The organism is Carboxylicivirga fragile, from assembly GCF_050589805.1.
Taxonomy (GTDB): Bacteria; Bacteroidota; Bacteroidia; order Bacteroidales; family Marinilabiliaceae; genus Carboxylicivirga; species Carboxylicivirga fragile.
This window is the reverse complement of the sequence record NZ_JBNGOY010000001.1, coordinates 26,252-51,615: the sequence shown is the minus strand read 5'-3', so window position 1 is coordinate 51,615 and position 25,364 is coordinate 26,252. Positions and strand designations below refer to the sequence as shown.

Here is a 25,364-nt window from a genome sequence, read left to right as displayed (position 1 = left end):
GATACCCCTCTGTTTTCAAACTAAAACTATTATATCTATTTACCTAAACTCTTTTTTTAGTTGAGTCACCCAAGCTTCGATGCGTTCATTACTTAAAGCTGCTTGATTTTCAATATCCAGGGCTAAACCAACAAATTGATCACCTCGTTGTGCACGACTACCTTCAAAAGTATAACCTTCGGTTGAAGTGAAACCAACAACGCTACCACCATGTTCTTCAACAAACTCAGCCATTAGGCCAACACCATCTACAAAATTTTCAGCATAGCCTTTTTGATCGCCTCCTCCAAAGATGGCAAATGATTTGCCTTTCAAGTCGGCTTCTTCAAGCGATGGTAAAAACTCATCCCAGTAATTTGGTAACTCTCCATCAAACCATGTTGGCACTGCCAAAATATAATTCGTGAATTTCATAAAATCATCTCCTGTTGCAATATCGACATCCACCGCCTCAACATTATCAGCTCCTAACAACTTGGTGATCTTTTTCACTTGCTGTCCGGTCTTTACCGAACGAAAACTATAAAATATACCTGTATCTTTCATAATTAAGTTGCTTAGAAATTAATACGCTAATAAGTCTTTAGCTGCATCCATTATTCGTTTAGTATCGGGCAATACAGCTGCTTCCAAAGTACGGTTAAAGCCTACAGGAGTGAAGGTTGAACCCACTCGCTTAACGGGTGCATCCAAGTGTTCGAAAGCCTCTGAATTAATCAAAGCAACAACTTCGCCACCAAACCCACCAAAAACTTTATCCTCATGCACAACCAATGCGCGCGATGTTTTCTTAACCGAATTAATGATGGATTCATTATCCAATGGCAAGAGCGAACGTAAGTCAACTACTTCGATGTTAACACCATCTTCCTTGGCCAAAAGATCAGCTACTTCAACACACATATGCGTTGTGTTACCATAGGTGAAGATACTCAAGTCAGTTCCTTCGCGACGCACACGGGCTTTACCAAAGGGCACTTCAAAATCATCAGGAATTGGAGTGGCAGCCTTTGGTGCATTGTACAAGGCCTTTGGCTCCATAAAAACAGTCATGCCTTCTGAGCGAATTGATGTTCGTAATAAACCAGCCGCATCATCGGCATACGATGGGTAAACCACTCGTACACCAGGGAAGGTTGTTAAGGCACCCTCAATATTTTGTGAATGGTATAGTCCACCACCAATGTAACCTCCCGAAGCTAATCGAACTGTAATATTTGGTGAAAACTGCCCCTTGGTACGCCAATATTCATGAGTTGTTTCAACAAACTGCTCCATGGCTGGCCAGAAATAATCGGCAAATTCAGCCCCTTCAACAACCACACGAATGTCCTTATTATAACGTACCATACCATTGGCGGTCCCCATAATAAAGTCTTCGGCGATTGGTGCATTGAATACACGTTTCTTACCAAACTCCTGTTGCAAACCCTTGGAAACATTGAAGATACCGCCTTTGTCTTTGTTGGCAATATCTTGTCCCCAAATATAAGTATCAGGGTTATGACGAAACTCTGCTTTTAAAGTCTCATTTAAACCTTGAATCAGTTTTTGTGGCTCACCATCAAAGTTATGAACGCCTTCCGGATATTTCTCCGATACAAGAGGTTCCGGAATTACAAAATCATGAATCGATTCCGGTGAAGGATGTGGAGCCGTTAAACCTTTACGGTGTGAAACTTTCACTTCTGCCGCCACATCTGCTTCAATGGCCAAAACTTCCTCTTCGGTAGCTCGGTCATAACGGATTAACAGGCGACGGAACTTTGCCAAAGGATCATACTCCTTTACGTAAGCCAACTCATTATCATCGCGATACAAATCATGACGATCGGAATTACTGTGTGAATGAATACGCACACAGTTGGCATGAACAATCACTGGCTTCTGATTTTCCTCAGCCCACTTTTTGGCTTCAAGCATGGTGTTTAAAGAATCAAAAACATCCTTACCATTACAATACATAATACGTAAGTTCTTCAAGCCCTCGAAGTTACGTGCTACCTTACGATTAGCTGTCTGATCTTTCTTGGGTACCGATATACCGTAACCATTATCCTGAAAGACAAATACCACCGGAAGTTGTTCCTTAGAAGCTCCATTTACAGCTTCATAAACATAACCTTCTGATACTGATGATTCACCTTGCGAACTAAAGGCTACACCCTTTGCCTCGTAGGTTTTGATGGCACGTGCCACACCTACGGCATGTAAGGTATGATTACCTGTACACGATGAAACATTATGAATGTTCCACTCCGGTTTGGCAAAATGATTCGACATATGTCGTCCACCTCCGGCAACATCAGCATCCTTCGAAATTCCATTATAGATAATCTCTTCGGAAGTTAAACCTGCTGATAAAGTGGTAATTAAATCACGGTAATAAGGGAATAAATGATCTTTTTCTTTATCAAAAACCTGGCCAATGGCCAACTGAATTCCATCGTGACCAGCAGCCGGCGCATGATACGACCATCCAATTGCCTGCTTCAGGTAATTGGGAGCTTTCTCATCTAAAGTACGGCCTAAAAACAACAAACGGTACCACTTCAAAAGTGATTCTTTATCCGTTTTATTGATGGAATGTATTTTTGGAATACTACTCATCTTAAACTATTTATATTCTAATATTCTATATTTCTCGATCCAAATCAAAGGCTTCTAAATAATCGGCAATTCGACGTAGGAAACCACCACCCAAAGCACCATCTACAATACGGTGATCGTACGATAATGAAAGGAACATTTTTTGTCGGATACCAATGGTATCGCCCGCTGGCGTTTCAATAACAGCCGGTTTTTTCTCAATGGAACCAATGGCTAAAATGGCCACCTGAGGCTGATTAATAATTGGGGTTCCGATAATATTTCGGAATGATCCAAAATTAGAAATGGTAAATGTACCACCCTGAATATCATCCGGTGACAACTTATTGTCACGTGCAGAAACTGCTAATCCATTAATATCACCTGTTAAACCTACCAAATTCTTCTGGTCGGCATTTTTAATCACAGGAACGATCAGGTTACCACTTGGTAATGACACGGCCATACCAATATTTACATTCTTTCGTAGAATAATTTTATCGCCATCAACCGATGCGTTAACACCTGGAAAATCACGTAATGCACGGGCTACTGCTTCGGTAAAAATTGGCATATAGGTTATTTTCTCGCCATATTTCTTGAGGAATGCATCCTTCACCTTAGTGCGCCAAAGTACAATATTAGTTACATCAGCTTCAACAACCGAGGTAACGTGCGGCGACACTTGTTTCGACATCACCATATGCTCAGCAATCAGCTTACGCATGCGATCCATTTCTACAATTTCATCATTGGCTGAAACAGAAACTTGTACCTTTGGTGCAGGTTTAGGAGCGGGTGTGGCAGGTGCAGCAACTTCCACCTTTGGAGCCGGAGCCGCCTTAGCTGGCGTTGCAGCAGAACCGCGGTTCGACAAGAAAGCAAGCATATCATTTTTAGTGACTCTACCATCTTTCCCTGAACCTGCTATACCTTCCAACTCATCAAAGCTAAGTCCTTCGGCCTTAGCCATACTGCGAACCAAAGGTGAATAGAAACGATCAGATTCCTTATTAACATCTTCGCTAATTACAGCAAGGGGTGTTTCAATTACAGGACTACTACCTGAAGATTCAGTATTAGTTTTTGGTGCTTCCACAGCTTCATCTGCTGTATCTTCAGCACCGTCTAATAAAATAACGGCAACAGGTAAACCCACTGCTACCACATCATCTACTTCGTATTTTATTGATTTAATGGTTCCAGCTACAGGCGATGGTATTTCAGAATCAACCTTATCGGTTGCAATTTCCAATAGTACATCGTCTTCCTGAACAGTGTCCCCTTCTGAAACGAACCATTTTGTAATGGTTGCTTCTTCGACACTCTCGCCCATTTTAGGCATCAAAATCTCAAATGTTGACATATTATTAAGTTTATTTATTCTAAATAAAAACAGCGCAAATATACTTTTTGACTTTATTTATACCAAATCTAAATACCATTCAGTAATCAAGCATTTGTCTACCATATATTTGAGCATATTTGTAATTAATATTGCTCTGCATTTTTAACAATCATTTCAAATAAAGGTTTTGGAAATAGTATAATTCAGATCAAGTAATCTGATTTAAATAGCATGACTTCACTTATTTATTCTCCTTAAAAATGCCGAAAATAGTATTGCAATAAATTCGAATTAAAACTCAAGGATAGGGTGAAATATGAAAGTAAAGGCCAACAATAAAAGACAAGTTTTTAGTGAATTATGTTTTTTTGTGCAATTCCATCTTTTTAGGTTTATTTGCGACTCTTCTTAATATTAAATCTGTTGATTGAGAAGAGGCATTCACCCATCAAATAAATTTTTAACACATGAAATTGTATCACATTGGATTATCTGTTATTGCTGCCTGCCTTACGCTTGGCGCTTGTCAGGTAACAAATAAAGAAACTAAGACATTGATTAAACCAGAATTTACTGAAAACGACATGGATCTTAGCGTTGATCCTGGCTCTGATTTTTACGAATATGCCAATGGCGGTTGGCGTAAACAACATCCACTTCCCGACGACAAGAGTCGCTTTGGTAGTTTTGACTTACTAGCCGAAGACAATAAGAAAATGGTTAGAAGCATTATTGAAAATGCGGCTGCCGAAAAAGGTGAGAAAGGAAGTATTAATCAGAAAATAGGTGATTTCTATGCCGCTGGTATGGATTTGGAAAAAATAAACCAGGCAGGCTTTACTCCCATTCAACCGCTTCTGGATAAAATTAACGGCATTAGTAACCGCGATGAACTAACTCAGCTTATAGCCTACTTGCAAAAGAATCAGTTGACACCTCTGTTCCATTTTTATTCAACTGCTGATCAAAAAAACAGTAAGATGACCATTGCAGGTATCTACCAGAGTGGATTGGGAATGCCTGATCGTGACTATTATTTAGAGGACAATGAAGCTTCGGAGAAATTAAGACAGGCATATAAAACGTACTTAACTACCTTATTTACCTTGGTTGGGAACGATGCGCAAACCGCTTCAGAATTGGCAGAGGAAGTTTTTGCTTTTGAAACAAAATTGGCCGAAGCCTCCAATTCTCGTTTAGATAATCGTGATCCGCACAAGACTTATAATAAGATGGGTTTAGCTGGCTTAAGTGAAATAGCACCCGAATTCCAATGGTCGAACTACATTGGTGGATTGGAGATAAATACACCTGCTGAAATAAATGTGAGTCAACCTCAATTTATTGCGGCTGTGGCCGATATGTATGCCAAGGAAGAATTATCGACTTGGAAAAGTTTCTTAAACTCGGTTGTTTTGCGCAAAACGGCATCTGCCTTGAGTGAAGATTTTGTGAATGCAAACTTCGCCTTTTATGGTGAAGCCATGTCGGGCAAAAAAGAGCAGGAACCACGTTGGAAAACTGTTTTGGACAATACAAACGGAGCCCTTGGAGAGGCTGTTGGTCAACTTTTTGTTGCTGAATACTTCCCACCTGCAGCTAAAAAACGGATGGACGACTTGGTTGAAAATCTTCGTGTTGGTTTTGGCATGCGCATCGACCAATTGGAGTGGATGAGTGATGAAACAAAAAAAGCAGCACATGAGAAATTAGCAGCTATTCGAGTGAAAATTGGTTACCCAAGCAAATGGCGCGACTATTTAGGTCTTGAGATTTCGAATGAGTCGTATTTAGCTAATATATTAAGCAGTAATCGTTTCGACTTTGCCTTTAACATGGCAAAAATAGGTCAAGCTGTTGATCAGGAAGAATGGCACATGACACCTCAAACGGTTAATGCTTATTACAATCCGGTTGCCAACGAAATAGTATTTCCAGCTGCTATACTACAACCGCCTTTCTTTTATTTAGATGGTGATGATGCCGTTAATTATGGCGCTATTGGGGTGGTAATTGGTCATGAAATGACACATGGTTTTGATGACAAAGGTCGCTTGTATGCCAAAGATGGTAACCTAAATAACTGGTGGACTGAAGAGGATGTTAAGAAATTCAATGAACGCACTCAGATATTGGTAAATCAGTATAATGCCTTTGAAGTATTACCTGGTCAGTTTGCCGATGGTGAATTATCGCTTGGTGAAAACATTGCGGATTTAGGTGGCTTATGTATTTCATATCAAGCCTACCAGAATTCTTTAAATGGCAAAGAAAACACGACTAAAATTGATGGTTTTAGCGATTATCAACGTTTCTTCCTGGCCTATTCACGCGTTTGGGCTCAAAATGTTAGAGATAAGGAAATTGCACGCTTAACCAAGGTTGATGTACATTCTCTAGGTGATAATCGCGTTAACGGACCATTACCTAATATGGAAGAGTTCTACGCAGCCTTTAACATCGAAGAAAAAAGCCCGATGTATATTGCTCCTGAAAACAGAGCCTCAATTTGGTAAAAAAAACACCTACCCAGGGCGCGACTATTAGCAAGCTTTATATAGTCGCACCCCGGGTAAAATTTATTTCAAACGATCAAGTACTAGACTATACTCTTGCGCACTGTCTCTTTTTCGAAATACAAACTCCAGCTTATCATAGTCTTTCCCTTTGGTTTTTAAGGCAGAAAACATTTTGCACATCGAAGTTTCTCTCAATTCAAATCCAAGCACGTCAACCAAAACATCACCCTTTTGTACTTCCGACTGAGCAGCCAGTGAATTTTGCCAAATACCATTCACTTTTATGGTATCATTAATGGATACAAAGTCGATACCGAAGCTAGCAACCGACAATGGTTCAACTTTTTCTTTATTAGACAAAAAGAAAAAGCGCTCTTGTGGGTAATCCAAAACAAATGGCCCATTAGCTAAGAGCTGCATACCAATTCGAGCCGATGATTTATCACTCCTTAGTAAACTATTTTTAAATTGATTACCAGCAATCTCCAATTTATCAACCTGCCAAATATTTGTTTTCTTTTCTGAGCCATCTACCCCCCATGCCCCCTGCGAATTTGTACCCGATGAAACGTATTTAGGTTCATCCAGCTTTCCTTTTCGTTGAAGTTTTTGAGCTACTTTATGGCTAAAGGCATAAATACCACCACTTCCTGTATCTACCAATGTATTTTTTTGCTTTTGCCCATTCATTTTCAAACTGATACGCGGTGAATTTTGCGTCTTATCCAGTTTCATTTTAATGCCGTCTGTAAGTTCCAAATCAAAATCCTGAAAACTATCTGCAAGAATTAACTGACGAGCTTCAACATCAATTTTAAAAGCTCCAAAGCGTAATAAATTACTACCAATAAGCCCATCTACTTCGAAACACTTTAAAGCACCTTCAAAGGGTTCAATGTATAAAGCTGGTATATCAGAATAAATGAGTTCACCGATTTTAATTTTGGGCACCTTAACCACCTTCGTTGTTTTTACTTTTTTATTCGCATCGCTAATTTTCATTATTTTAAGCTCGGAATAGTCTTGCTGTTTAGTACTGTCCTTAAAAAGAATGCACATGGCACCTGTGTCTAAAATATATCGACCAAGCTGTCCGTCAATCTCTGCCTCAATAATTACTTTATCCATTAGCCATTCAAATGGAATGGTTTCATAATATTGTTCCTTATTGATATTACCTTGATTAAAAGTAAATTTCCCCTTCGAATGGATTGGGGTAAAACTTAAACAAATTAAAAGGGTAGTTAACGCGTAAGGTAGTTTCATGGTTCTTTTTCGTTATTTACTGTTAAAAGTAAGAAGAAAGTACAAAAATAACGAATGGCTTGTTTAACTTTAAAGCATATCATTAGAGAGATAAAATTATGAAACTATTACAAACAAGCCTTTTACTGGCTATTGTGGCTCTTTTGGGCGCATGCCAATGTAATGAGCCTAAAGACGAAATGGTTGTAATGGCCTACTTTATGGCGCCAGATGACTATCAACCCGAGAACCTTCCCTTGGAAAAAATGAGTCATATCATTTATTCCTTTACCAAAGTGATTGACAATCAAATGCAATTTTCTGATCCATCGGAAAGTGCTAAATTAAATCAATTGGTGGCCCAAAAAGAAAAACACCCCCATTTAAAAGTGATGATTGCCTGTGGCGGTTGGGGTGGCTCTGGCGGTTTTTCCGATATGGCATTAAATCCTGAAACAAGAGCGCAATTTATAGAAAGCGCCATTCGTTTTTTAGAAGAACACCAATTAGATGGGCTTGACCTTGATTGGGAATACCCAGGTTTACCTGGCATTGGCAATACACATCGCGATGAAGACAAGGAAAATTTCACGGCTCTTGTAAAGGGTTTACGTGAAGCTATGGATGCGACAGGTAAAAAGTACTTACTTACCTTTGCATCGGCTGGATGGGAAAAATACTACAATTTCGTTGAGTTGAATGAGGTGATGAAATATGTGAATTACATGAATGTAATGACTTACGATAACGTGGGTGGTCATGATCCTTTCACTGCGCATCATACCAACCTTGGCGCAATTAGCTTAAAAGATCTGCAAGGCACACCGGCAAAGGCTTCTATAGATACGATGAGCAGCCCTATTAAGCCACTTTCAGCCGAGGCAATTATTGATTTCTGTATTAGCAAGGGTGTTAAGTCTGAGCAAATTGTGATTGGTGCAGCCTTTTACGGTCGCGGTTGGACTGGTGTTGGACCGGAAAACAATGGTTTGTATCAGCCCACAACAGAAGGCTGGCAAGGTGCTTCCTTTGCCGACCTACAAGCCAAATACATCAATAAAAATGGCTATGTTCGTCACTGGGACTCAATTGCGCATGCTCCTTATTTATACAGTGAAACAGATTCTATCTTTATTACTTACGACGATCAGGAGTCGGTAAAATTAAAAACACAATATGCCAAAGACAAAAACTTAGGTGGCATTATGTTTTGGCAATTGCCAAGCGACGCACCTGAAAATGGCTTATTAGATGCTATTTATCAACAAGTAACGAAAGAATAACCTTAAGACATGTACCATTTTAGTCTGCCTATTTTTATCAATAGGCTGACTTTTTTTATGGGTTGATCAAGGAATAAGAACCAAAAAAAAGCAATAATCACCACTTGTTCCGTATAGCGGAACTTAAATTCGTGTAATTCGGCAAATTCGTGGTCAATAGTTTTTTTCATGCCTGAAAGACATATTAAATTCATACCGAACTATATACTTGGGTGATACAGTATACCATAATGGCAATATGAACTACTCAGTATGCTGCGTTCCTCAGAAAACTTGCCTTAAAAACTAAAAAACAAACCACGAATTACTCGAATTGACACTAATGATTCGCTTAGCGGAACTTAATATTATTTAACTGACGACATCTGTGCTTAAAATGAAAGTACTATTAATTGTTATTTTATACGGTAATTTCCCTATTAGACTGATAAATATTTGATTCTAAGCTTTAATATTTTTCTATATTAGCACGTTAAATAAAAAAGTTAAAATGGAACAGTTTAAAAAAGCAATGAACGAAAACGCAGCCATGCGTTGGGGCGTATTAATATTAGTAGGTTTTGTATTATCGGTCAATTATTATTTCTATGATGCCTTTTCAACATTAAAGGACTTATTAAGAGCCGAGTTTGACTTTACCAATAGTCAATACGGTCTGTTTATTTCCTTTTATTCCATACCCAATACCTTTTTATTAATGGCCGTTTTAGGCGGTATTATTCTCGATAAATTTGGTATAAGACGAACGGGTTTTGGTTTTATCTTTTTCATGGCTTTAGGAGCTGTTTTAACGGCATATGGCGCTTCTGATTACTATAGCAATGGTGGTTTTGGTTACGATGCATTCAATTCATTTCTACCACAGTATTCAGCCCAATTAAAGATGATGCTGGTTGGACGCTTCTTTTTTGGATTAGGTGCTGAAACGAGTATTGTAGTCGTAAGTAAGATCTTGGTGAAGTGGTTTAAAGGTAAAAACCTGGCTTTGGCCTTTGGCTTAAAAGTTGGCTTTGGTCGTTTGGGTACTTTTGCAGCATTAAATTTATCACCAATTATTGCCAAAGAAGACGGCTCAAACCTAAGTGGTGCTATCTGGTTGGCAGCCATTTTAGTTTGTACTGGTCTACTAGCTTTTATTGTTTATATGCTTATTGACACAAAGCTTGACAAACAGTTAGAAGCCAATAAGAATCCAGATGCCATCGAAGAAAAAGAGAAACCATTTTCGATAAGTGATATAGGTAAATTATTGGGTAATAGAGCTTATTTATACATTGCCTTATTGTGCGTTACCTTCTATTCTGCTGTATTTCCATTTTTGGCCTACGTGCCCGATTTCTTTTCAGATAAATTTGGTATGAGCTCAATTGAAAGTGGAAAACTAACATCATTGCTCCCACTTGGCACCTTATTTTTTACACCATTTTTTGGTTGGTTGATTGATCGTAAAGGCCGTAGTGCTACAGCAATGATCTTTGGTGCCATTACCTTATTAATTGTACATCTGACTTTTGCATTTACCTACCTCACTCCCGCTGTTCCTACTATTTTATTAGGTATCGCCTTTTCTTTGGTTCCGGCAGCCATGTGGCCTAGTATGGTAAAGCTAGTTGATGAACGACAAATTGGTACAGCCTATGGATTAATGTATTCAATCCAAAACCTTGGTTTGTTTGCATTTCCTTTATTAGCTGGTGCTATTCTTGATTATACGAACCCTGGTAATCCTGAAGTAGCCAATTACACACCAACCGTATTAATGTTTGCTGGCGTTAGTCTATTAGGACTATTATTCGCTATTCTATTAAAGGTAGAAGATAAAAAACGAGCTTACGGTGTTGAATTGCCATTAAATAAAAAATAATACCGCTTACATACCAAAAGGGAACGGTTCTCAATAAACATCTTTACTAAAGAGAACCGTTTCTTACAATAAATCCTTGGGCAAACTTACTGTAAATACACTGCCACTATCAACTTCGCTCTCTACGCTAAGTGTTCCATTATGCTTTTCAACAAACTCATTACAAAGAATTAATCCCAGACCTGTACCACACTTATTTTCGGTATCAAGCATGGTTACTTTTTCATCGATTAGAACGAATTTCCTCTTCCATTCCAATTCCTGTATCTGCAATAGATATTTGGTGTTTATCGTCGAGCTCCTGAGCTATAATATTTACAACTCCACCAGAAGGTGTAAATTTAATGGCATTTGAGAGCAAATTTCGAAGTATTGTAAAACACATGTTCTTATCAGCAGCAAGCTCATCACTACCATCTGTTTGCTTATTAAGCGTAATATTTTTCGACTGAGCTGCGTTTTTATATAAAGCGATTACTTCCTCAATTAAAGCATTTAAATTAAATGGCTCTGGCGAAAAATCCATATTCCCTGTCTGTACCCTCGACCATTCTAATAAATTCTCGAGTAATTTAAAGGCGTTCTGGCTTGAGGAATGAATTACACTGGCGTATTGAGCAGCATCAATATCTCCATTTTGATTTAATTGCTGCTCCAGCACTTCCGAAAGTCCTAGTATACTATGAAATGGATTCTTTAAATCGTGGGCTATAATCGAAAAAAACTTGTCTTTGGTAGCGTTGGCAATACGTAAGTATTTCTCAGACCTCTGCAACTCAAGCTCTGCTCTTTTTCGAGAAGTAATGTTCTTGGCAATACAAATTGCACTGGCTATTTCACCGTTTTCATTTTTAATAGGTGTCACGGTTGTAATGAAATACAAATCACCTGAAGGATTTGGAACACGCACCTCCAACACTTGCACTTTACCTGTATCAAATGCCCTACTTAAGACACTGAATCGCGTATCAGCTTCCTCTTTTTCGAATACATCCCAAATAGTATTACCTATTACATAATCCTGATCCTTTTGAACCGAATCAGCAAACACCTTATTTACATAGGTATATCGGCCATCGGGTGTAAAAGAAAAAATAGGATCGCTCGAGTCATCAATTAAAATACGGTATTTCTCTTCGTTTTCCTTAAGTTTAATTTCAGCCTTTTTCTTTTCATTAATATCGTAGGTCAACACAATGATTGTCTCTACCTTACCATTCGCATCAAATATGGGAGAATAATTCACTTTTATCCATCGCTTCCCTTTATAGGTATCGTATATATTCTCAAACGATACTGTCTTGCCACTTCTCACTTCATTTAGAAAAGGCAAGGCCACTTGAAAATTCTCTGTGCCAATAATGGATTCAATACTTTTGCCAATGATTTCATCTCGTGTATGTGCAAAAGCTTCGCAAAAAGCGGCGTTAACAAATTGATAGTTTAGATCAGAAGCATTTACGTAGGCAACATAACCCGGTATATGGTCTGCAATTACTTTAAAGGCAGATAGTTTATTACTACACGAATTCATCGAGCCAGCAGTATTCAATTGAAGCTGTAATTTTAGTGCGTTGTTTTCTGCTTCCAACTTATTTAAGCGTTCGAGCAATAGGTGTGATTCTGTATCAATTTTTCCCATTATGAGGGCTAGCTTTTAATTTTGATTTGGCGATAAACTCAATGGCAATATAAAGTAAAAATTTAAACGTCCGAAATTAATAACCAGCATCTACCAAGAATGTTCTGCCCTTCAAGAAAATCAATAAAAAAAGAGTTTTAAAAACCTTCTTTATAAGAATGCTTTTAAAACTCTTTTTAATCTACGATAGTAATATTAGATGCTATAATTCATCATCCATGCCTTCGCCACCACCATTACGATTGCCTCGCTTGACCTTAAAGTTATTTAAGCGATAAGTAAGCGTAAAAGATAAGACAGGTGAATTGCGACGTCCTTCGTTATAGTTATAAAATCCAACATCCTCAGAAATGCGCACCCGTTTAGTTGTTGAGAAAACATCACGTGCTTGAAGTACGGCCGAAAATTTACGATCGAATAAATCAACCCGATAGGCTGCATTAAAGGCATAATAACCTTTGGTTTCACCTTGAGTTGTTACAGTAGGACTATCGTAACTACTATCCAATTGAATTTGCATGTTCTTTTTAATACGGAAAGTATTGTTCACTCGACTACTCCAATTAAACGATGAACGTTCAAAGGGTTCATCGTACTTTACACCTTTAATTCGATAATCGTATACATTACCCATCAAATTCATTTCCCACCATTTAAACAAAGGCAAATTATACATGGCCTCAGCTCCTAAGGAATAATCAGTTCCAACATTATCGTAGGTATGCAGCAATATTCCATCATCGTATACCCCTTGTATGCGTTCTACTTTGTTATGCGTTACACGGTAATAACCTTCAAGCGACAATTGCGATTTTTCCCATTGTTTTAGATAACCAATATCCAACGCATCAATGTATTCGGGTAATAAATCCGGATTTCCCTGACGGACATTATACATATCTTGCCAGGTTATAAAAGGCTCAAGATAATGCCCTCTTGGTCGATCAATCCGACGCGAATAACTTGCCATCACCTGATTTTCCTTTGGTAATTGATACGAAAGGTGTACGGTTGGAAAAAGATCCCAGCGATCTATCTCAAAACGTTCATTATCACGAACAGTAGTAATTTCACGAAAAGTATATTCGCCACGCAGTCCAAGCTGATAACCAAACTGATCAACTTTACCATTGTACAAACTGTACAAGCCCATTATATTACGTATGTAATCCGTATTGTTTGAAAAATCGGGTTGATTAATAAAATCTTCGGTATTTGTATCCCAAATAAAGAACTCAGTAGCATCTTCACTCTGACTGCGTCGCCCTTGAAATCCAGCTTCAAAACGATCTTCCTCTCCAACAGGTTTCACATAATCCAAACGCAACTCCCAACGCCCTGAAGGTCCTTTTTCAGTTGTTTTAGTACCATCGTTTACAAGCTGAGAAGCATCTTTCAGCACATTCATCGAATGCTCATCCCCATCACGAAAACGGTAGTTTAACTGAGCTGCCAACTCGTGCCCCTTTGCTGCGAATTTATGTGTATAATTACTGGTCAATGAATAGTATTGACCACCTCTTCCCGATTCATTTAAACTAAATTCACGAATGATGCCCGTACCATCATCAGGAATTTTTGTTGTAAAATAATCCAATTGAGAATTACTATTCATATTGAAATCTCCAACACGAAAGCCAAAGGTAAAAGCATCGCGATCGGTGATATCCCAATCTATTCCACCCCGTAAAGATCCACCAACATAAGCTCTCTCACTGTCTCCATCCGCCTTTATTACGGTTTTAATATCGTTACTTGTGGTATGACGCTCGTTGTAACTTGTGCCCGGAAAAGGGCGATCATTGTAATCGGCTCCAAAATTTATATTGATATTTTTTTTACGATAGTTTAACATGAAGTCACCGCCATGCATTCCGAACGAACCAGCTTTTAGGTTAAAAAGTCCCTGCAAGCCTTGCATTCTGTTCTTTTTAGTAATGATATTAATAATACCGCCTGTACCATCAGGTTGGTATTTGGCCGATGGATTGGTGATTATTTCAATGTTTTGAATAGTTGAAGCCGGTGTTTGTCGCAACACATCACTTGGGTCCAATACGGTTGGTTTTCCATCAATCAAAACAGTAAAACCAGTACTTCCACGTAAGGCTACATTACCTTCTATATCAACACGAATAGATGGTACGTTCTCCAATACTTCAATGGCCGACAAGGAAGCAGAGGTCATTTGTTTACCAACCGAAACTACTTTCTTATCAATGTGGTATTCCACCGTCTGGCGTTCTGAAACCACTTCAACTTCTGCCAAAGAGGTGGAAGCTGCGCCTAAATTTATATCTCCCAAATCTATTAAATCACGCCCTTTTTCAATAAGCACATCGTCGTAACGCATATCATCATAGCCCAGAAATGAAACCACAATGTAGAACGAGCCAGGCTGTAATCCTTTTATCTTAAATTGGCCATCATTATCTGTAATGGTTCCGGTAACAACTGAGTTATCTTCGCTTCGATAAACTGCTACTGTTGCATATTCAACAGGATTCTTCGACTTCTGATCATATATTTTCCCCTTAACAATTCCCTCTTTCTCAGGAATATTCACATTACTATTTGCAAAAACTAAAAAAGGCACCCACATGGCTACTAACACCAACAACTTTCTCATCATCATTCTTCTATATCTAAACATCTTCACTTAAGACGCGATGTAAATAAAAATCCGTCGCTCTAATTGAACATTTATTATCAAAAAAAGATCGAATTTCCATATTTATTTATTAATCAAAACCTTATACTTTCAAACAATACTATACAATACAGACTATTTAAAATCATTATAATTAACAAACAATTTGTATCTTCGTTGCCCATATTTAGCCTTTTAACATCATGTTAACAACAGAAGAACTCGAACGCTATAAGCGACACACCATATTACCCCTTATTGGCCGTGAGGGTCAGGAAAAACTTAAAAAAGCATCGGTATTAGTTGTTGGTACCGGAGGACTTGGCTCTCCCATATTAATGTATTTGGCCGCTTCGGGAATAGGTAAAATCGGCATAGTGGACTTTGATGTGGTTGATTCGAGCAATCTGCAACGTCAAATCATTCACAAGACTGGTAATATTGATATGCCTAAAGTTGATTCGGCCAGAGAGATGCTTCTATACATAAATCCTTTTGTAAAAATCAATACCTACAACGAAGCCCTTACATCGGATAACGCGCTTTCAATTATCGAAAACTACGACATCGTTTGTGATGGAACGGATAATTTCCAGACACGCTACCTGGTTAACGATGCTTGTGTTATTGCCGGTAAAACAAACGTATTTGGCTCAATTCGTCAGTTCGAAGGGCAGGTAAGTATTTTTGGCACCACAGACGGCCCTTGTTACCGCTGTTTATTTCCTGAACCTCCCGAGCCAGGAACTGTTCCAAGCTGCGCTGAAGCTGGTGTTATGGGCGTTCTTCCTGGCGTAATTGGCACCATTCAGGCCACGGAGGTGATTAAGTTAATCTGCAACATTGGCGAAGCACTTATTGGACGCCTATTGCAATATGATGCACTATCGATGAAATTTGACAACATTCGTTTTGCCAAGGATGAAGACTGTCCGTGCTGTGGAAACAAGCCCAGCATCACCGAACTTATGGATTACGATGCCTTTTGTGGAACTACCTTTAATGCATCAAGCAGTATAAACGAAAATATAAGTGCACGTGAACTGAAGGCCTTAATCAACAGTGCTAAGCCTCCTCTCATTATTGATGTGCGCGAAACGGAAGAGTTAAGAGAAGGTTTTATTGATGGAAGTCTTCATATTGCAATGAATGACATACCCCAGCAAGTAAATAAAATTCCCAAGAACAAACCAGTGGTAATCTATTGCCATTCGGGTATTCGCAGTAGACACGTGATTCAATACCTGAAACAACACGATTATAACAATTTAACGAATTTAACAGGAGGTATTGAAGCTTGGGATATGGAACGCTAATACCGTTTACAAACCAAAACGACCCCGATAATTAGCAAAATGATTTATCAATCATTTTGGAATACAATTGGTATAACTATTAAATAACAAGCATACCCTTCAATCAATTGAAAGATTGAATTCTAGCATTTTTAATCAGGCTTTAGTACATTTACACAACACCCAGTTAAATTGGGTTCAAAACATGTATTCGAAACCACTAAAACCTAAGCTATGAAGTATCGTTTACCCTTACGCAATCGATTATTACTTATAATCATTTCAACGGTAGCGGTAATATACTCATTGGGAATTGGTTACATTAGCATTCGATATAAAGAAAAGGCAAAACAGGATGCAGTAAAACTCATTCAAGCAGTGGCCTCTGAAAAGGCTGCTTTGATTAAGGCAAGAATGGATCACGATTTTGCCATATCCCGAAGCATGGCGCAATCTCTGCTGGCTTGCGAAAGAAGCACAGCCAAGGAAAAGGAACAACTACAATTCACCATCCTCACCAATATACTAAAGAGTAATCCAAATTATATCGCCTCATTTTTACAATGGGAACTAAGTGATGTTGAAGCCAATTATACGAAACCTCATGGCAGAAGGCGCTTTTTAAGTTATCGCCAATACCCCGTAATTCAAAACCAATCATTGCCAGGCTTATTTGCGGAAAGCCCAATTGACACCATCAAAGGAAGAGTGGATATTGACTCATACGATCCCAGCAATCCCTATTACATTGTTAGAGAAAGTCATCAGGAATTTATCATTAATCCCTATTTCTACTCCTACGATAATGTGAAGGAGATGCCAGCCGATTATCCTACCCAACCTGATGCCATTCTGGAAACTACCATTATTATTCCTATCATTGAAAACAATGAATTCAAAGCCCTTACGGGTGTGGATATACCTCTTAATCACTTCATGGATTTGGTGAAGGAGATCTCGCCTTTCAAAAACAGCTTTGCATTTGTGGTAGCCAACAATGGTAATTTTGTGGCGCACCCTAACGTTGAGTTCCTTGCAAAACCACTCACCGATTGCCAATTACTTGGGGATATGCAGCATGAACATTTTGCCGACATTAAAAATGGCCGTTCCTTTTCGTATACCACAAATACCGATGACAAGGGTAAAATGTTGTTTGTGATGGCTCCCATACCTATGGGAAATACTAACCAACCATGGGCGCTTGGAATAGGGATACCCGAAAAGGTAATATTAGCTGAGGCTGAAAAAGACTTTTATATTTCAATAGCTGCTGGTATTATGGGTTTATTGGTTTTAACCATACTAATAGCTTGGTTTTCGCGCAGCGTTACGCGACCAATCGAATCAACTACCCAGCTTTTAAATAGTTTAGCAAAAGGCGAAATTAGCAAAAGTCCTTTGATAAAAGTCAATACAAAGGATGAACTGGAACACATGGCTAAATCAGCTAACATACTACAAGATGGTTTGATACGAACCACGCGTTTTGCCCATGAAATTGGTGAAGGAGAACTCAATACTTCCTATCAATTATTAAGTGAGGAAGATGTTCTGGGGCGTTCGCTCATTGAAATGCGTGACAAACTAAAAGCATCAAAGCTAGAAATAGAACAGCAAAATCAAGAGCTGGAAAAATTATCGATGGTTGCTCAAAAAACTGACAACGCTGTGATTATTATGGATGGCAGTGGAAAGCTGGAATGGGTAAACACAGCCTTTGAACGCATGTATGGCTACACACTTGAAGAGATCAAAGCTAATTTTGGATATAACTTGACCGATTTAAGCACATTTGCAGATATTCGGATAGTTATTGATAAATGTTGCTCGCATCGAGAAACTGTGGCCTATAACTCAATTCTTAAATCAAAAGAAGGCGAGGCAAAATATGCCCAAACAACTTTAACACCGGTTTTAGATAATACAGGCTATGTCGTGAAAATGATTGCCATCGATTCGGATATTACCTCCTTGAAAAAGGCAAATATTGAAATTGAGAAACAGAAAAACGAATTGGAAAAATTAAATGCAACCAAGGATAAATTTTTCTCAATAATGGCGCACGATTTAAAAAATCCTTTTACTACTGTGCATTCTTTAAGTGCCATCATTCATAATGATTATAAAACGCTAGATGAAGAGGATAAACAAGACATTGTAACACGTATTCACGATTCATCGCAACATATTTATAGTTTGCTCGATAATTTATTGACCTGGTCGAGATCGCAACGTGGAATGATTGAGTGCAATCCCATTGATTTTAGTTTATATGAGCTGGTAAACACCATTTTTAACCTCAATAGTAACGATGCCAGGCACAAAAACATTAAACTCGAACACAATGCAGAAGAGGACATTAGAATTAATGCCGATCGAGAGATGATTGCAACAGTACTAAGAAACCTGATTAACAATGCCATTAAATTTACACCCAATGATGGAGCAATTAGCTTAGAGGTTAATTCGGGAACTGAAGCAATAAGCATATGTGTAAAAGACAGTGGTATTGGCATTTCCGCAACCGACATAAATAAACTATTCCGCATAGATATAAATACCAGGGCAATTGGTCCGGCCAAAGACAAAGGGACTGGTTTAGGACTGGTACTGTGTAAAGAATTTATTGAACGAAATGGTGGTTCCATAAAGGTTGAGAGCGAAATAAATGTAGGAAGTTTATTTACGATTACTATACCACAAAAAAACTAAGCATAAGTCATAAAATTTTCATATGGATGCATCACAACTCGATTTCTTAGGGAATTTTAAATTCCTTCTTCCGCAACTTATCATCTTCATTTGCTGTTTGTATTATTATTTCAAAGTTAAAAGCTTTGATGCCTTGCTATTAAGCATTGGCTCCGGTTTAAGCCTTTGTATTTTAATGATGCATTTATTTATTTTGCCATATAATTGGAGCTTTCTTGATAAATTACGAGAGGGTTATTATTTAGAAACCGTATTAAGTATAAGCAATTTATTAAGCTCCATTTGTTTTATTGCTGGTTTTTTAATGTTAATACTAAAACACATCGAATTAAAGAATGGGAATATTGAGGATGATATTAAAAGCATTAAGTAACAAGAGACTACTAAATTTTGGGGGAACCCTTACTATTTGGGCATTTGCTTTTTGCTTTTCCTTACCATCCGCTGCGCAGGTGCCCATAAAAAAAACCATGGACTCCATCGATTCACTGGTAACAACTTCCTTGGAAAAAGATGTTGGAATAATTCCAGCTCCTGTATTTAATCCTGCTTTTGGTGCCGGTATTGCTGTTTTACCTGTATTTATCTATCGCCCCAAAGGCTTCCACCCCGAAACGAAACCTTCAACTTCTCAAGGCATCATTTACTTTAATTTTACTGGCAGATGGTTGGCTGGTCTTAAACAAACCTTATACCTTAATCGTAATCGCTTTTGGATTGATGCCTTTGCTGCTTATGCATCAATGAACTTTAAATTGTACAATAACATTACCGCATCCAAGGATGATTATCGAGAAATAAAATTTGAAGGTTTTGTTTCTAATTTGTCATTTCTGGTATTAGCACGTCGCCATTTTTACATTGGTCCCATCTTCAGTAGCAACTACTTAAAACAGGAAGAAGTAGGAGTTTCACAGCCTTATCAGAATGAATATCACTGGTATCACACACCAGGTATTAAACTTTCGCACGACAGTCGAGACGATATTTTTTATCCTATCGAAGGTTGGTTTAGCACACTTTCTTTCGAGAGTCTTCTTCCATCTAAATCATACTCCTATGATTTTAATAAGATAACTGCGGGTATATCTACCTATCAAAAACTTGATGGTAATGGAGATAAAATAATTGCAAGCCGATTGTATACTCAATTGGGTATTGGTGATTTACCTTTACACGAAATGGCCTCCCCGGGAGCCTCCCCAATACTAAGAGGTTATATTACTGGGCATTATTTAAACTCATCTATTATTAGTTTGCAATCTGAATACCGATGGATGTTTAGCGATCGTTGGGGTACAGTTGGTTTTCTAGGATATGGATGGTTATTTGATCAACCAAATCAAATTAAAGAAAACTTAGGTCTCTACTCCATTGGTGCAGGTATACGCTATCGCTTTTTCCAGAAATTTAAAATAAACCTGGCACTTGATGTTGCTTTTGGAAGAAACAGTGCCAATGTTTATTTTAGTTTATCTGAATCGTTTTAAAATATAGTGTACAAGCTCAAATAGTTTTCTTTGCCCAAGATTAATTATTGAAGATGGATATTTAATGGAATCGTATATCTAACCGATACTTTCTCACCAAAGTGCTCACCAGGTATCCAATCGGGCATAGACTTTACAATATCTAGTAAGCTTTCTTCAAGAGCTGTTAATTTGTCTGGATTCTTTTGTTGAACAATACTTGCATTGACAACTGTTCCATTAGTATCAATAATAAAAGTCACATACACACGACTATTAATATTTTCCTTACTTGTATCAAAGCTAATATTCGATGCTAAATACTTTCTTAACTCACTTTCACCTCCCGGAAATTCAGGCATATCTTCAACAATATTGTAAACTTGCTTTCCATACAAAGTGTCAATTTTCGCGATGGAATCTTGTTCTATGGAATCCGCATGCTGCCCAATGATAGTAAAAGGTAAAAGTAAAGTCATTAAAACTATAGTGACACAAACTTTGCTCATATTATATTTCTACAAATTTTTATCTAATAAAACTCGTCCATTCTTTATTCTCAGGTGCTGGCAACAAATCTTTACTCTGCTCAACAGCCTTTAAAAGAAAAGCCATGTTTTTACCAAGTATACGTGCTATTTGCTGGCCTTCCACGTCATCCTGCACTTCGCCAGGTTTGTTACCATGTAATACATTCCAATAGTTAGATGCTGGCATAAACATTTCGCTGTATTGCAAGTATTGATTTAAAGTCTGAAAAGCAGGTATTCCTCCCGTACGTCTAACCGAAACAACTGCCGCCCCAACTTTATGACGAAACAGTCCACCATTAGCACCTGCCACATAAAACACACGATCTAAAAAACTTTTCATGGTACCATTAATGGCCGCCCAATACACAGGTGAACCAAGTAATATGCCATCTGCCTCTTTCATCTTCTGTATGAATTCATCCACTGAATCATCTTTGATAATGCATTGCTCATTTCTACTTTTAAAACATGCATTACAACCAGTACAGCCTTTTATTTCTTGTGCTCCTAATTGTAAAATTTCAACCTCAATCCCTTCTTGCTCCAATACATCCGTTACCATCTTTAGTGCCTGATAAGTATTTCCTTTCTTTCGCGGACTTCCATTTATAGCTATTACCTTCATTATATTCTTATCTTTTTGAAATTATTTTTTATAAACGATCTGTTCCATCACTTTATTGGTACGTGCTGCTGATTCACCAGTACTTATACAAGTTCCCTTTCCCATAATAGTATTTACAAGCTGATTAATCAAATTATATTGAATATGGTCAGGGTTTAAATATGGAAATTCAATTACTTCACCGTTAATGTGTAAATAAATAGGCGTATGGGCAAAAGCTGAAAACACAATTTTTCCTTTACTACCAATTACTTCCATCACATCCTCTTTGGCATCAATTGATGTTACAAAAGACCATAGACCATTGGCTATAACACCATTCTCATATCGTAACGATGCGCTAATGGTATCTTCAACATCATACAATCCACTACGGTTGCTTACTATTCCATTGGCTTCAACTACGGGGCCAAAAAGGAAATCCAAATAATCCAACTGATGCGAAGCTAAATCGTAAAATATACCACCGCCGGCCAAGTCCTTCTTTAAGCGCCAGGGATTTCCCGAAACTTCGTCTTTGGTAGCTGGTCGTGTTAAACGCATATTTACATATAATACACGCCCTATTATATCATCTTCAATTAACTCCTTTACTTTCAAGAAACCTGGTAAGGAACGCCTGTAGTATGCCACAAATATTAGCATTCCTGTTTCCTTACTTACCCGCAGCATCTCCTCACACTGCTCATAAGTAGCAGCCATTGGTTTTTCAACATATACCGGTTTGCCAGTTTTCATAGCTTTAATGGCATATTCGGCATGCAAACCAGGAGGAGTAGCTATGTATATAGCATTTACTTCATCGTTGTGTATTAACGAATCGGCATTATTGGTCCATTGTGGTACATGATGCCGCTCGGCATAATCCTGAACAAGATTCAAATCACGTCGCATAACTGCCTGCAAACTACTTCCTTCAACCTGATTAAAGGCTGGACCACTCTTCTTTTCCGTTACGTTACCACAACCTATTATTCCCCACTTAACTTGTTTTATCATCTTTCAACTACTTCAAGTAATAATTCGAATCGATTAGTTGGTTTTTATCGTCTGCATAAAGTGCGTAATTAAAGCCCTTATGCAAACTATAAGCTCCCACCTCACCCTTTTTATTAATGGCCAGATACCCAATTTGAAAATCCTGATAGCCTGGTATTTTTTTCACTATTCTGGCGATCGCTTCTTCAACAGCATCTTGCGGGCTATAACCCTGATTCATGAGTTCAACCACTAAAAATGAGCCCAAGGTTTTCATGACTAACTCGCCCATGCCAGTGGCCACTGCACCGCCAACCTCGTTATCGCAATACATGCCAGCACCAATGATCGGGCTGTCGCCAACCCGACCATGCATTTTATACGCTAAACCACTGGTTGTGCATGCACCTGAAACATTTCCTTGTTCATCCAGCGCTAACATGCCAATGGTGTCGTGGTTTTCAATATTAATTAATGGTTTATATTCCGATGTTTTACGCCATTCTATCCATTCCTTTTTAGCCTTCTCGGTAAGTAAATCCTCCTCTTTAAAACCACATTCTCTGGCATATTGCAAGGCACCATCTCCTGCCAACATCACGTGTGGAGTTTCATCCATCACTTTTCGCGCAACAGAAATGGGATGTATAATATTTTGTAAGGCACAAACAGAACCAGCATTACCATGTTCATCCATAATGCAGGCATCGAGCGTTACAACACCATCACGATCAGGACGTCCACCATAACCAACACTCATGTCATCAGGATTTGCTTCCACAACGCGGACACCTTGCTCCACGGCATCGACAGCTCTCCCTCCAGCTTTTAAAACTTCCCAAGCTTTTACATTGGCATCTATTCCATTATTCCAGGTTGAAATAACCAAAGGAAAACGTGAGCTCTTAGCTCCATCTCTTAAACCTTTAGCCATGGATGCCTTTGATTGATTTACAGAGACTAAAGCCAAGGAAGCCAAACCAGCCTTTTTTATAAAGTTACGTCGTGAGCCCATCTGTTTTTATTTTGAGTAAAGTTAAATTACAAAGTATTTCGCATATCATCAAGATAAATCTTTGATGCTTCTTTTGCACTCTTGTAAGAATATCTATTTTTAATGCCTGAAATCAAATGTACAGAAAATTGATCAACAAAGCTTACCAAACCCATGAATGCTGACATTACAAAAATAGGATACGATATTATTGGAGATATCCATGGCTATTATGGCGAATTGAAATTAATGTTGCAAAAGCTCGGCTACTCAAGTGAGAATGGCTACTGGTCGCACAAAGAAAATAGAATTGCTGTATTTATTGGTGATTTCATCAATCGCGGCTCCAATAGTAGAGAAGTTATCAGTTGCATTCGCGAAATGGTCGAAAATGGTGCTGCACGTGCCATATTGGGTAACCATGAAATAAATGCCATTACTTATTTCACGAAAAGAAGTGATGGCAGACCTATTAAAATGCCAAGCAACGGCAATCGTAAGTTACTTGATAGATTTGCATTTGAATATGGTAAGGATTTGGAAAGTCTCATGCATGATATTAAATGGATGAGAACACTTCCCCTCTATTTAAATCTGGACGACATACGTGTTGTGCATGCCTATTGGAATGATCAGCACATAACTCAGTTACATCAATTGTATGAGGGTGGCCGATTACGAAAAAAACATTTGAAGGAAGCTGTTAAAAAAGACACTTTATTGTATCGCCCTTTTATGGAAACCATTAAAGGCATTGAATTTAATCTGCCTGATGATTTAATAATTAAGGATTCCAATAATATAACGCGCCGTAACTTCCGGGTAAAATGGTGGTTAGCGCCCCATGGACAAACATTCAGAAGTTTAAGTTATGGCAATAAGTTTTCATTGCCTAATTACACCATTCCTTCCGAAATCATCTCTAATTATAAGGTATATCCGGAGAATGCCAAAACAGTATTTATTGGTCATTATTGCGCAGGAATGGAAAAACTAATCCCGGCAAAAAACATATGTTGTGTTGATGCCTGTGTTGCCAATGGTGGTAAACTCGCAGCTTATCGCCACGAGTTTAATCAAGCCATTGATGAAGAGAATTTTGTTTTTATTGATAAAAAGTAAACCTATTTCTTACGAACAAATAAGGCTACTACTGCTGATGTTAAAACACCCATCATTATAGCTCCTTTAATACTCATTATAATGTAACTCTTCAGATTGAAATAGGCCTCGGCATCAACTTGGTTCATTTCACCAGTTTTAACAACATAGGCAATTACATTTGAAAAGTATTCAGGAGAAAGGTACTCGTGCGTAAGTAATTGCCCTAGTGGACTTAAGATTGCTACAATTACAGCAATAATTAAACCAGTCATAAACCCTTGTACCCATGTCATTTTGTTGCCATAATCACGCTTTCTTTTATCGATCAAGGCCAATACGTAGATAGCAATTGCAGGCAATGCAAAGAAACTCGAGTAAATACGATGCTGTTCTATATTGACATCGTGCCAGCCCATTAGTTTTTCAAAAACTGTCCACAATATTATTACAGCAAAAAATACTATTCCCCATTTAATCTCTACGGCTATTTTCTTCATATCATTAATTTTTT

General features: G+C 38.1%; 21 protein-coding genes. 8 read left to right on the top strand and 13 right to left on the bottom strand.

Features of this window, described 5'->3' with window-relative positions; genetic code table 11:
• Positions 1-39: 39 nt before the first annotated feature.
• The 3 genes from ACRD7B_RS00225 to ACRD7B_RS00215 are packed head-to-tail and all read right to left on the bottom strand — an operon-like array spanning position 40 to position 3,955.
• Positions 40-546 (bottom strand): flavodoxin, encoded by a 507-nt coding sequence (locus ACRD7B_RS00225; RefSeq protein ID WP_430822415.1) that lies wholly within the window; start codon positions 544-546, stop codon positions 40-42.
• Between the two features lie 18 nt (positions 547-564).
• Positions 565-2,610 (bottom strand): alpha-ketoacid dehydrogenase subunit alpha/beta, encoded by a 2,046-nt coding sequence (locus tag ACRD7B_RS00220; protein ID WP_430822414.1) that lies wholly within the window; start codon positions 2,608-2,610, stop codon positions 565-567.
• 25 nt (positions 2,611-2,635) lie between these two features.
• Positions 2,636-3,955 carry a dihydrolipoamide acetyltransferase family protein gene (locus tag ACRD7B_RS00215; protein ID WP_430822413.1) on the bottom strand — a complete coding sequence of 440 codons (1,320 nt, stop codon included), beginning with the start codon at positions 3,953-3,955 and terminating at the stop codon, positions 2,636-2,638.
• 449 nt (positions 3,956-4,404) lie between these two features.
• Between ACRD7B_RS00215 and ACRD7B_RS00210 the strand changes: the two genes are divergently transcribed.
• Entirely contained in the window at positions 4,405-6,453 is a 2,049-nt protein-coding gene (locus tag ACRD7B_RS00210) for a M13 family metallopeptidase (RefSeq protein WP_430822411.1), read from the top strand.
• Between the two features lie 63 nt (positions 6,454-6,516).
• Here ACRD7B_RS00210 and ACRD7B_RS00205 read toward each other — a convergent pair whose 3' ends face one another.
• Entirely contained in the window at positions 6,517-7,722 is a 1,206-nt protein-coding gene (locus tag ACRD7B_RS00205; protein WP_430822410.1) for an aspartyl protease family protein, read from the bottom strand.
• Positions 7,723-7,820: 98 nt separating this feature from the next.
• On the opposite strand from ACRD7B_RS00205, the gene ACRD7B_RS00200 reads away from it, so the two are divergent.
• On the top strand, positions 7,821-8,984 hold the full coding sequence (locus ACRD7B_RS00200; RefSeq protein WP_430822409.1) for a glycoside hydrolase family 18 protein: 1,164 nt from the start codon (positions 7,821-7,823) through the stop codon (positions 8,982-8,984).
• Between the two features lie 2 nt (positions 8,985-8,986).
• On the opposite strand, the gene ACRD7B_RS00195 is transcribed toward ACRD7B_RS00200, so the two are convergent.
• Positions 8,987-9,154 (bottom strand): hypothetical protein, encoded by a 168-nt coding sequence (locus tag ACRD7B_RS00195; RefSeq protein WP_430822408.1) that lies wholly within the window; start codon positions 9,152-9,154, stop codon positions 8,987-8,989.
• Between the two features lie 320 nt (positions 9,155-9,474).
• On the opposite strand from ACRD7B_RS00195, the gene ACRD7B_RS00190 reads away from it, so the two are divergent.
• Complete coding sequence (locus ACRD7B_RS00190) at positions 9,475-10,848, top strand: MFS transporter (protein WP_430822407.1); 1,374 nt, start codon at positions 9,475-9,477, stop codon at positions 10,846-10,848.
• 63 nt (positions 10,849-10,911) lie between these two features.
• Here the strand turns inward: ACRD7B_RS00190 and ACRD7B_RS00185 are convergent, their stop codons facing one another.
• From ACRD7B_RS00185 to ACRD7B_RS00175, 3 genes are all read right to left on the bottom strand, one after another.
• Complete coding sequence (locus tag ACRD7B_RS00185) at positions 10,912-11,061, bottom strand: ATP-binding protein (protein WP_430822406.1); 150 nt, start codon at positions 11,059-11,061, stop codon at positions 10,912-10,914.
• A 10-nt stretch (positions 11,062-11,071) separates the two neighbouring features.
• Complete coding sequence (locus ACRD7B_RS00180; protein WP_430822405.1) at positions 11,072-12,490, bottom strand: PAS domain-containing protein; 1,419 nt, start codon at positions 12,488-12,490, stop codon at positions 11,072-11,074.
• Between the two features lie 202 nt (positions 12,491-12,692).
• Positions 12,693-15,125 (bottom strand): TonB-dependent receptor, encoded by a 2,433-nt coding sequence (locus ACRD7B_RS00175; protein ID WP_430822404.1) that lies wholly within the window; start codon positions 15,123-15,125, stop codon positions 12,693-12,695.
• A gap of 218 nt (positions 15,126-15,343) precedes the next feature.
• Here ACRD7B_RS00175 and moeB point away from each other — a divergent pair, with 218 nt between their 5' ends.
• From moeB to ACRD7B_RS00155, 4 genes are all read left to right on the top strand, one after another.
• Positions 15,344-16,456 carry a molybdopterin-synthase adenylyltransferase MoeB gene (moeB, locus tag ACRD7B_RS00170; RefSeq protein ID WP_430822403.1) on the top strand — a complete coding sequence of 371 codons (1,113 nt, stop codon included), beginning with the start codon at positions 15,344-15,346 and terminating at the stop codon, positions 16,454-16,456.
• Between the two features lie 213 nt (positions 16,457-16,669).
• On the top strand, positions 16,670-19,150 hold the full coding sequence (locus ACRD7B_RS00165; protein WP_430822402.1) for an ATP-binding protein: 2,481 nt from the start codon (positions 16,670-16,672) through the stop codon (positions 19,148-19,150).
• A gap of 22 nt (positions 19,151-19,172) precedes the next feature.
• Positions 19,173-19,523 carry a hypothetical protein gene (locus tag ACRD7B_RS00160; protein ID WP_430822401.1) on the top strand — a complete coding sequence of 117 codons (351 nt, stop codon included), beginning with the start codon at positions 19,173-19,175 and terminating at the stop codon, positions 19,521-19,523.
• Positions 19,524-19,620: 97 nt separating this feature from the next.
• Positions 19,621-20,640, top strand: coding sequence for a BamA/TamA family outer membrane protein (locus ACRD7B_RS00155; RefSeq protein ID WP_430822400.1), 1,020 nt, complete (start codon positions 19,621-19,623; stop codon positions 20,638-20,640).
• A 44-nt stretch (positions 20,641-20,684) separates the two neighbouring features.
• Here the strand turns inward: ACRD7B_RS00155 and ACRD7B_RS00150 are convergent, their stop codons facing one another.
• From ACRD7B_RS00150 to ACRD7B_RS00135, 4 genes are read right to left on the bottom strand one after another with little or no spacing between them, the layout of a single operon-like run.
• Positions 20,685-21,098 carry an energy transducer TonB gene (locus ACRD7B_RS00150; RefSeq protein ID WP_430822399.1) on the bottom strand — a complete coding sequence of 138 codons (414 nt, stop codon included), beginning with the start codon at positions 21,096-21,098 and terminating at the stop codon, positions 20,685-20,687.
• 49 nt (positions 21,099-21,147) lie between these two features.
• Complete coding sequence (locus tag ACRD7B_RS00145) at positions 21,148-21,777, bottom strand: flavodoxin family protein (protein ID WP_430822398.1); 630 nt, start codon at positions 21,775-21,777, stop codon at positions 21,148-21,150.
• 21 nt (positions 21,778-21,798) lie between these two features.
• Positions 21,799-22,776, bottom strand: coding sequence for a Gfo/Idh/MocA family protein (locus tag ACRD7B_RS00140; protein WP_430822397.1), 978 nt, complete (start codon positions 22,774-22,776; stop codon positions 21,799-21,801).
• Between the two features lie 7 nt (positions 22,777-22,783).
• Positions 22,784-23,770 (bottom strand): glycosylasparaginase, encoded by a 987-nt coding sequence (locus ACRD7B_RS00135; protein ID WP_430822396.1) that lies wholly within the window; start codon positions 23,768-23,770, stop codon positions 22,784-22,786.
• 153 nt (positions 23,771-23,923) lie between these two features.
• Between ACRD7B_RS00135 and ACRD7B_RS00130 the strand changes: the two genes are divergently transcribed.
• Complete coding sequence (locus ACRD7B_RS00130) at positions 23,924-24,871, top strand: metallophosphoesterase (protein ID WP_430822395.1); 948 nt, start codon at positions 23,924-23,926, stop codon at positions 24,869-24,871.
• A gap of 2 nt (positions 24,872-24,873) precedes the next feature.
• Here ACRD7B_RS00130 and ACRD7B_RS00125 read toward each other — a convergent pair whose 3' ends face one another.
• Positions 24,874-25,350: a DUF4199 domain-containing protein gene (locus tag ACRD7B_RS00125; protein ID WP_430822394.1), complete on the bottom strand. Its 477-nt coding sequence runs from the start codon at positions 25,348-25,350 to the stop codon at positions 24,874-24,876.
• Between the last annotated feature and the right edge of the window lie 14 nt (positions 25,351-25,364).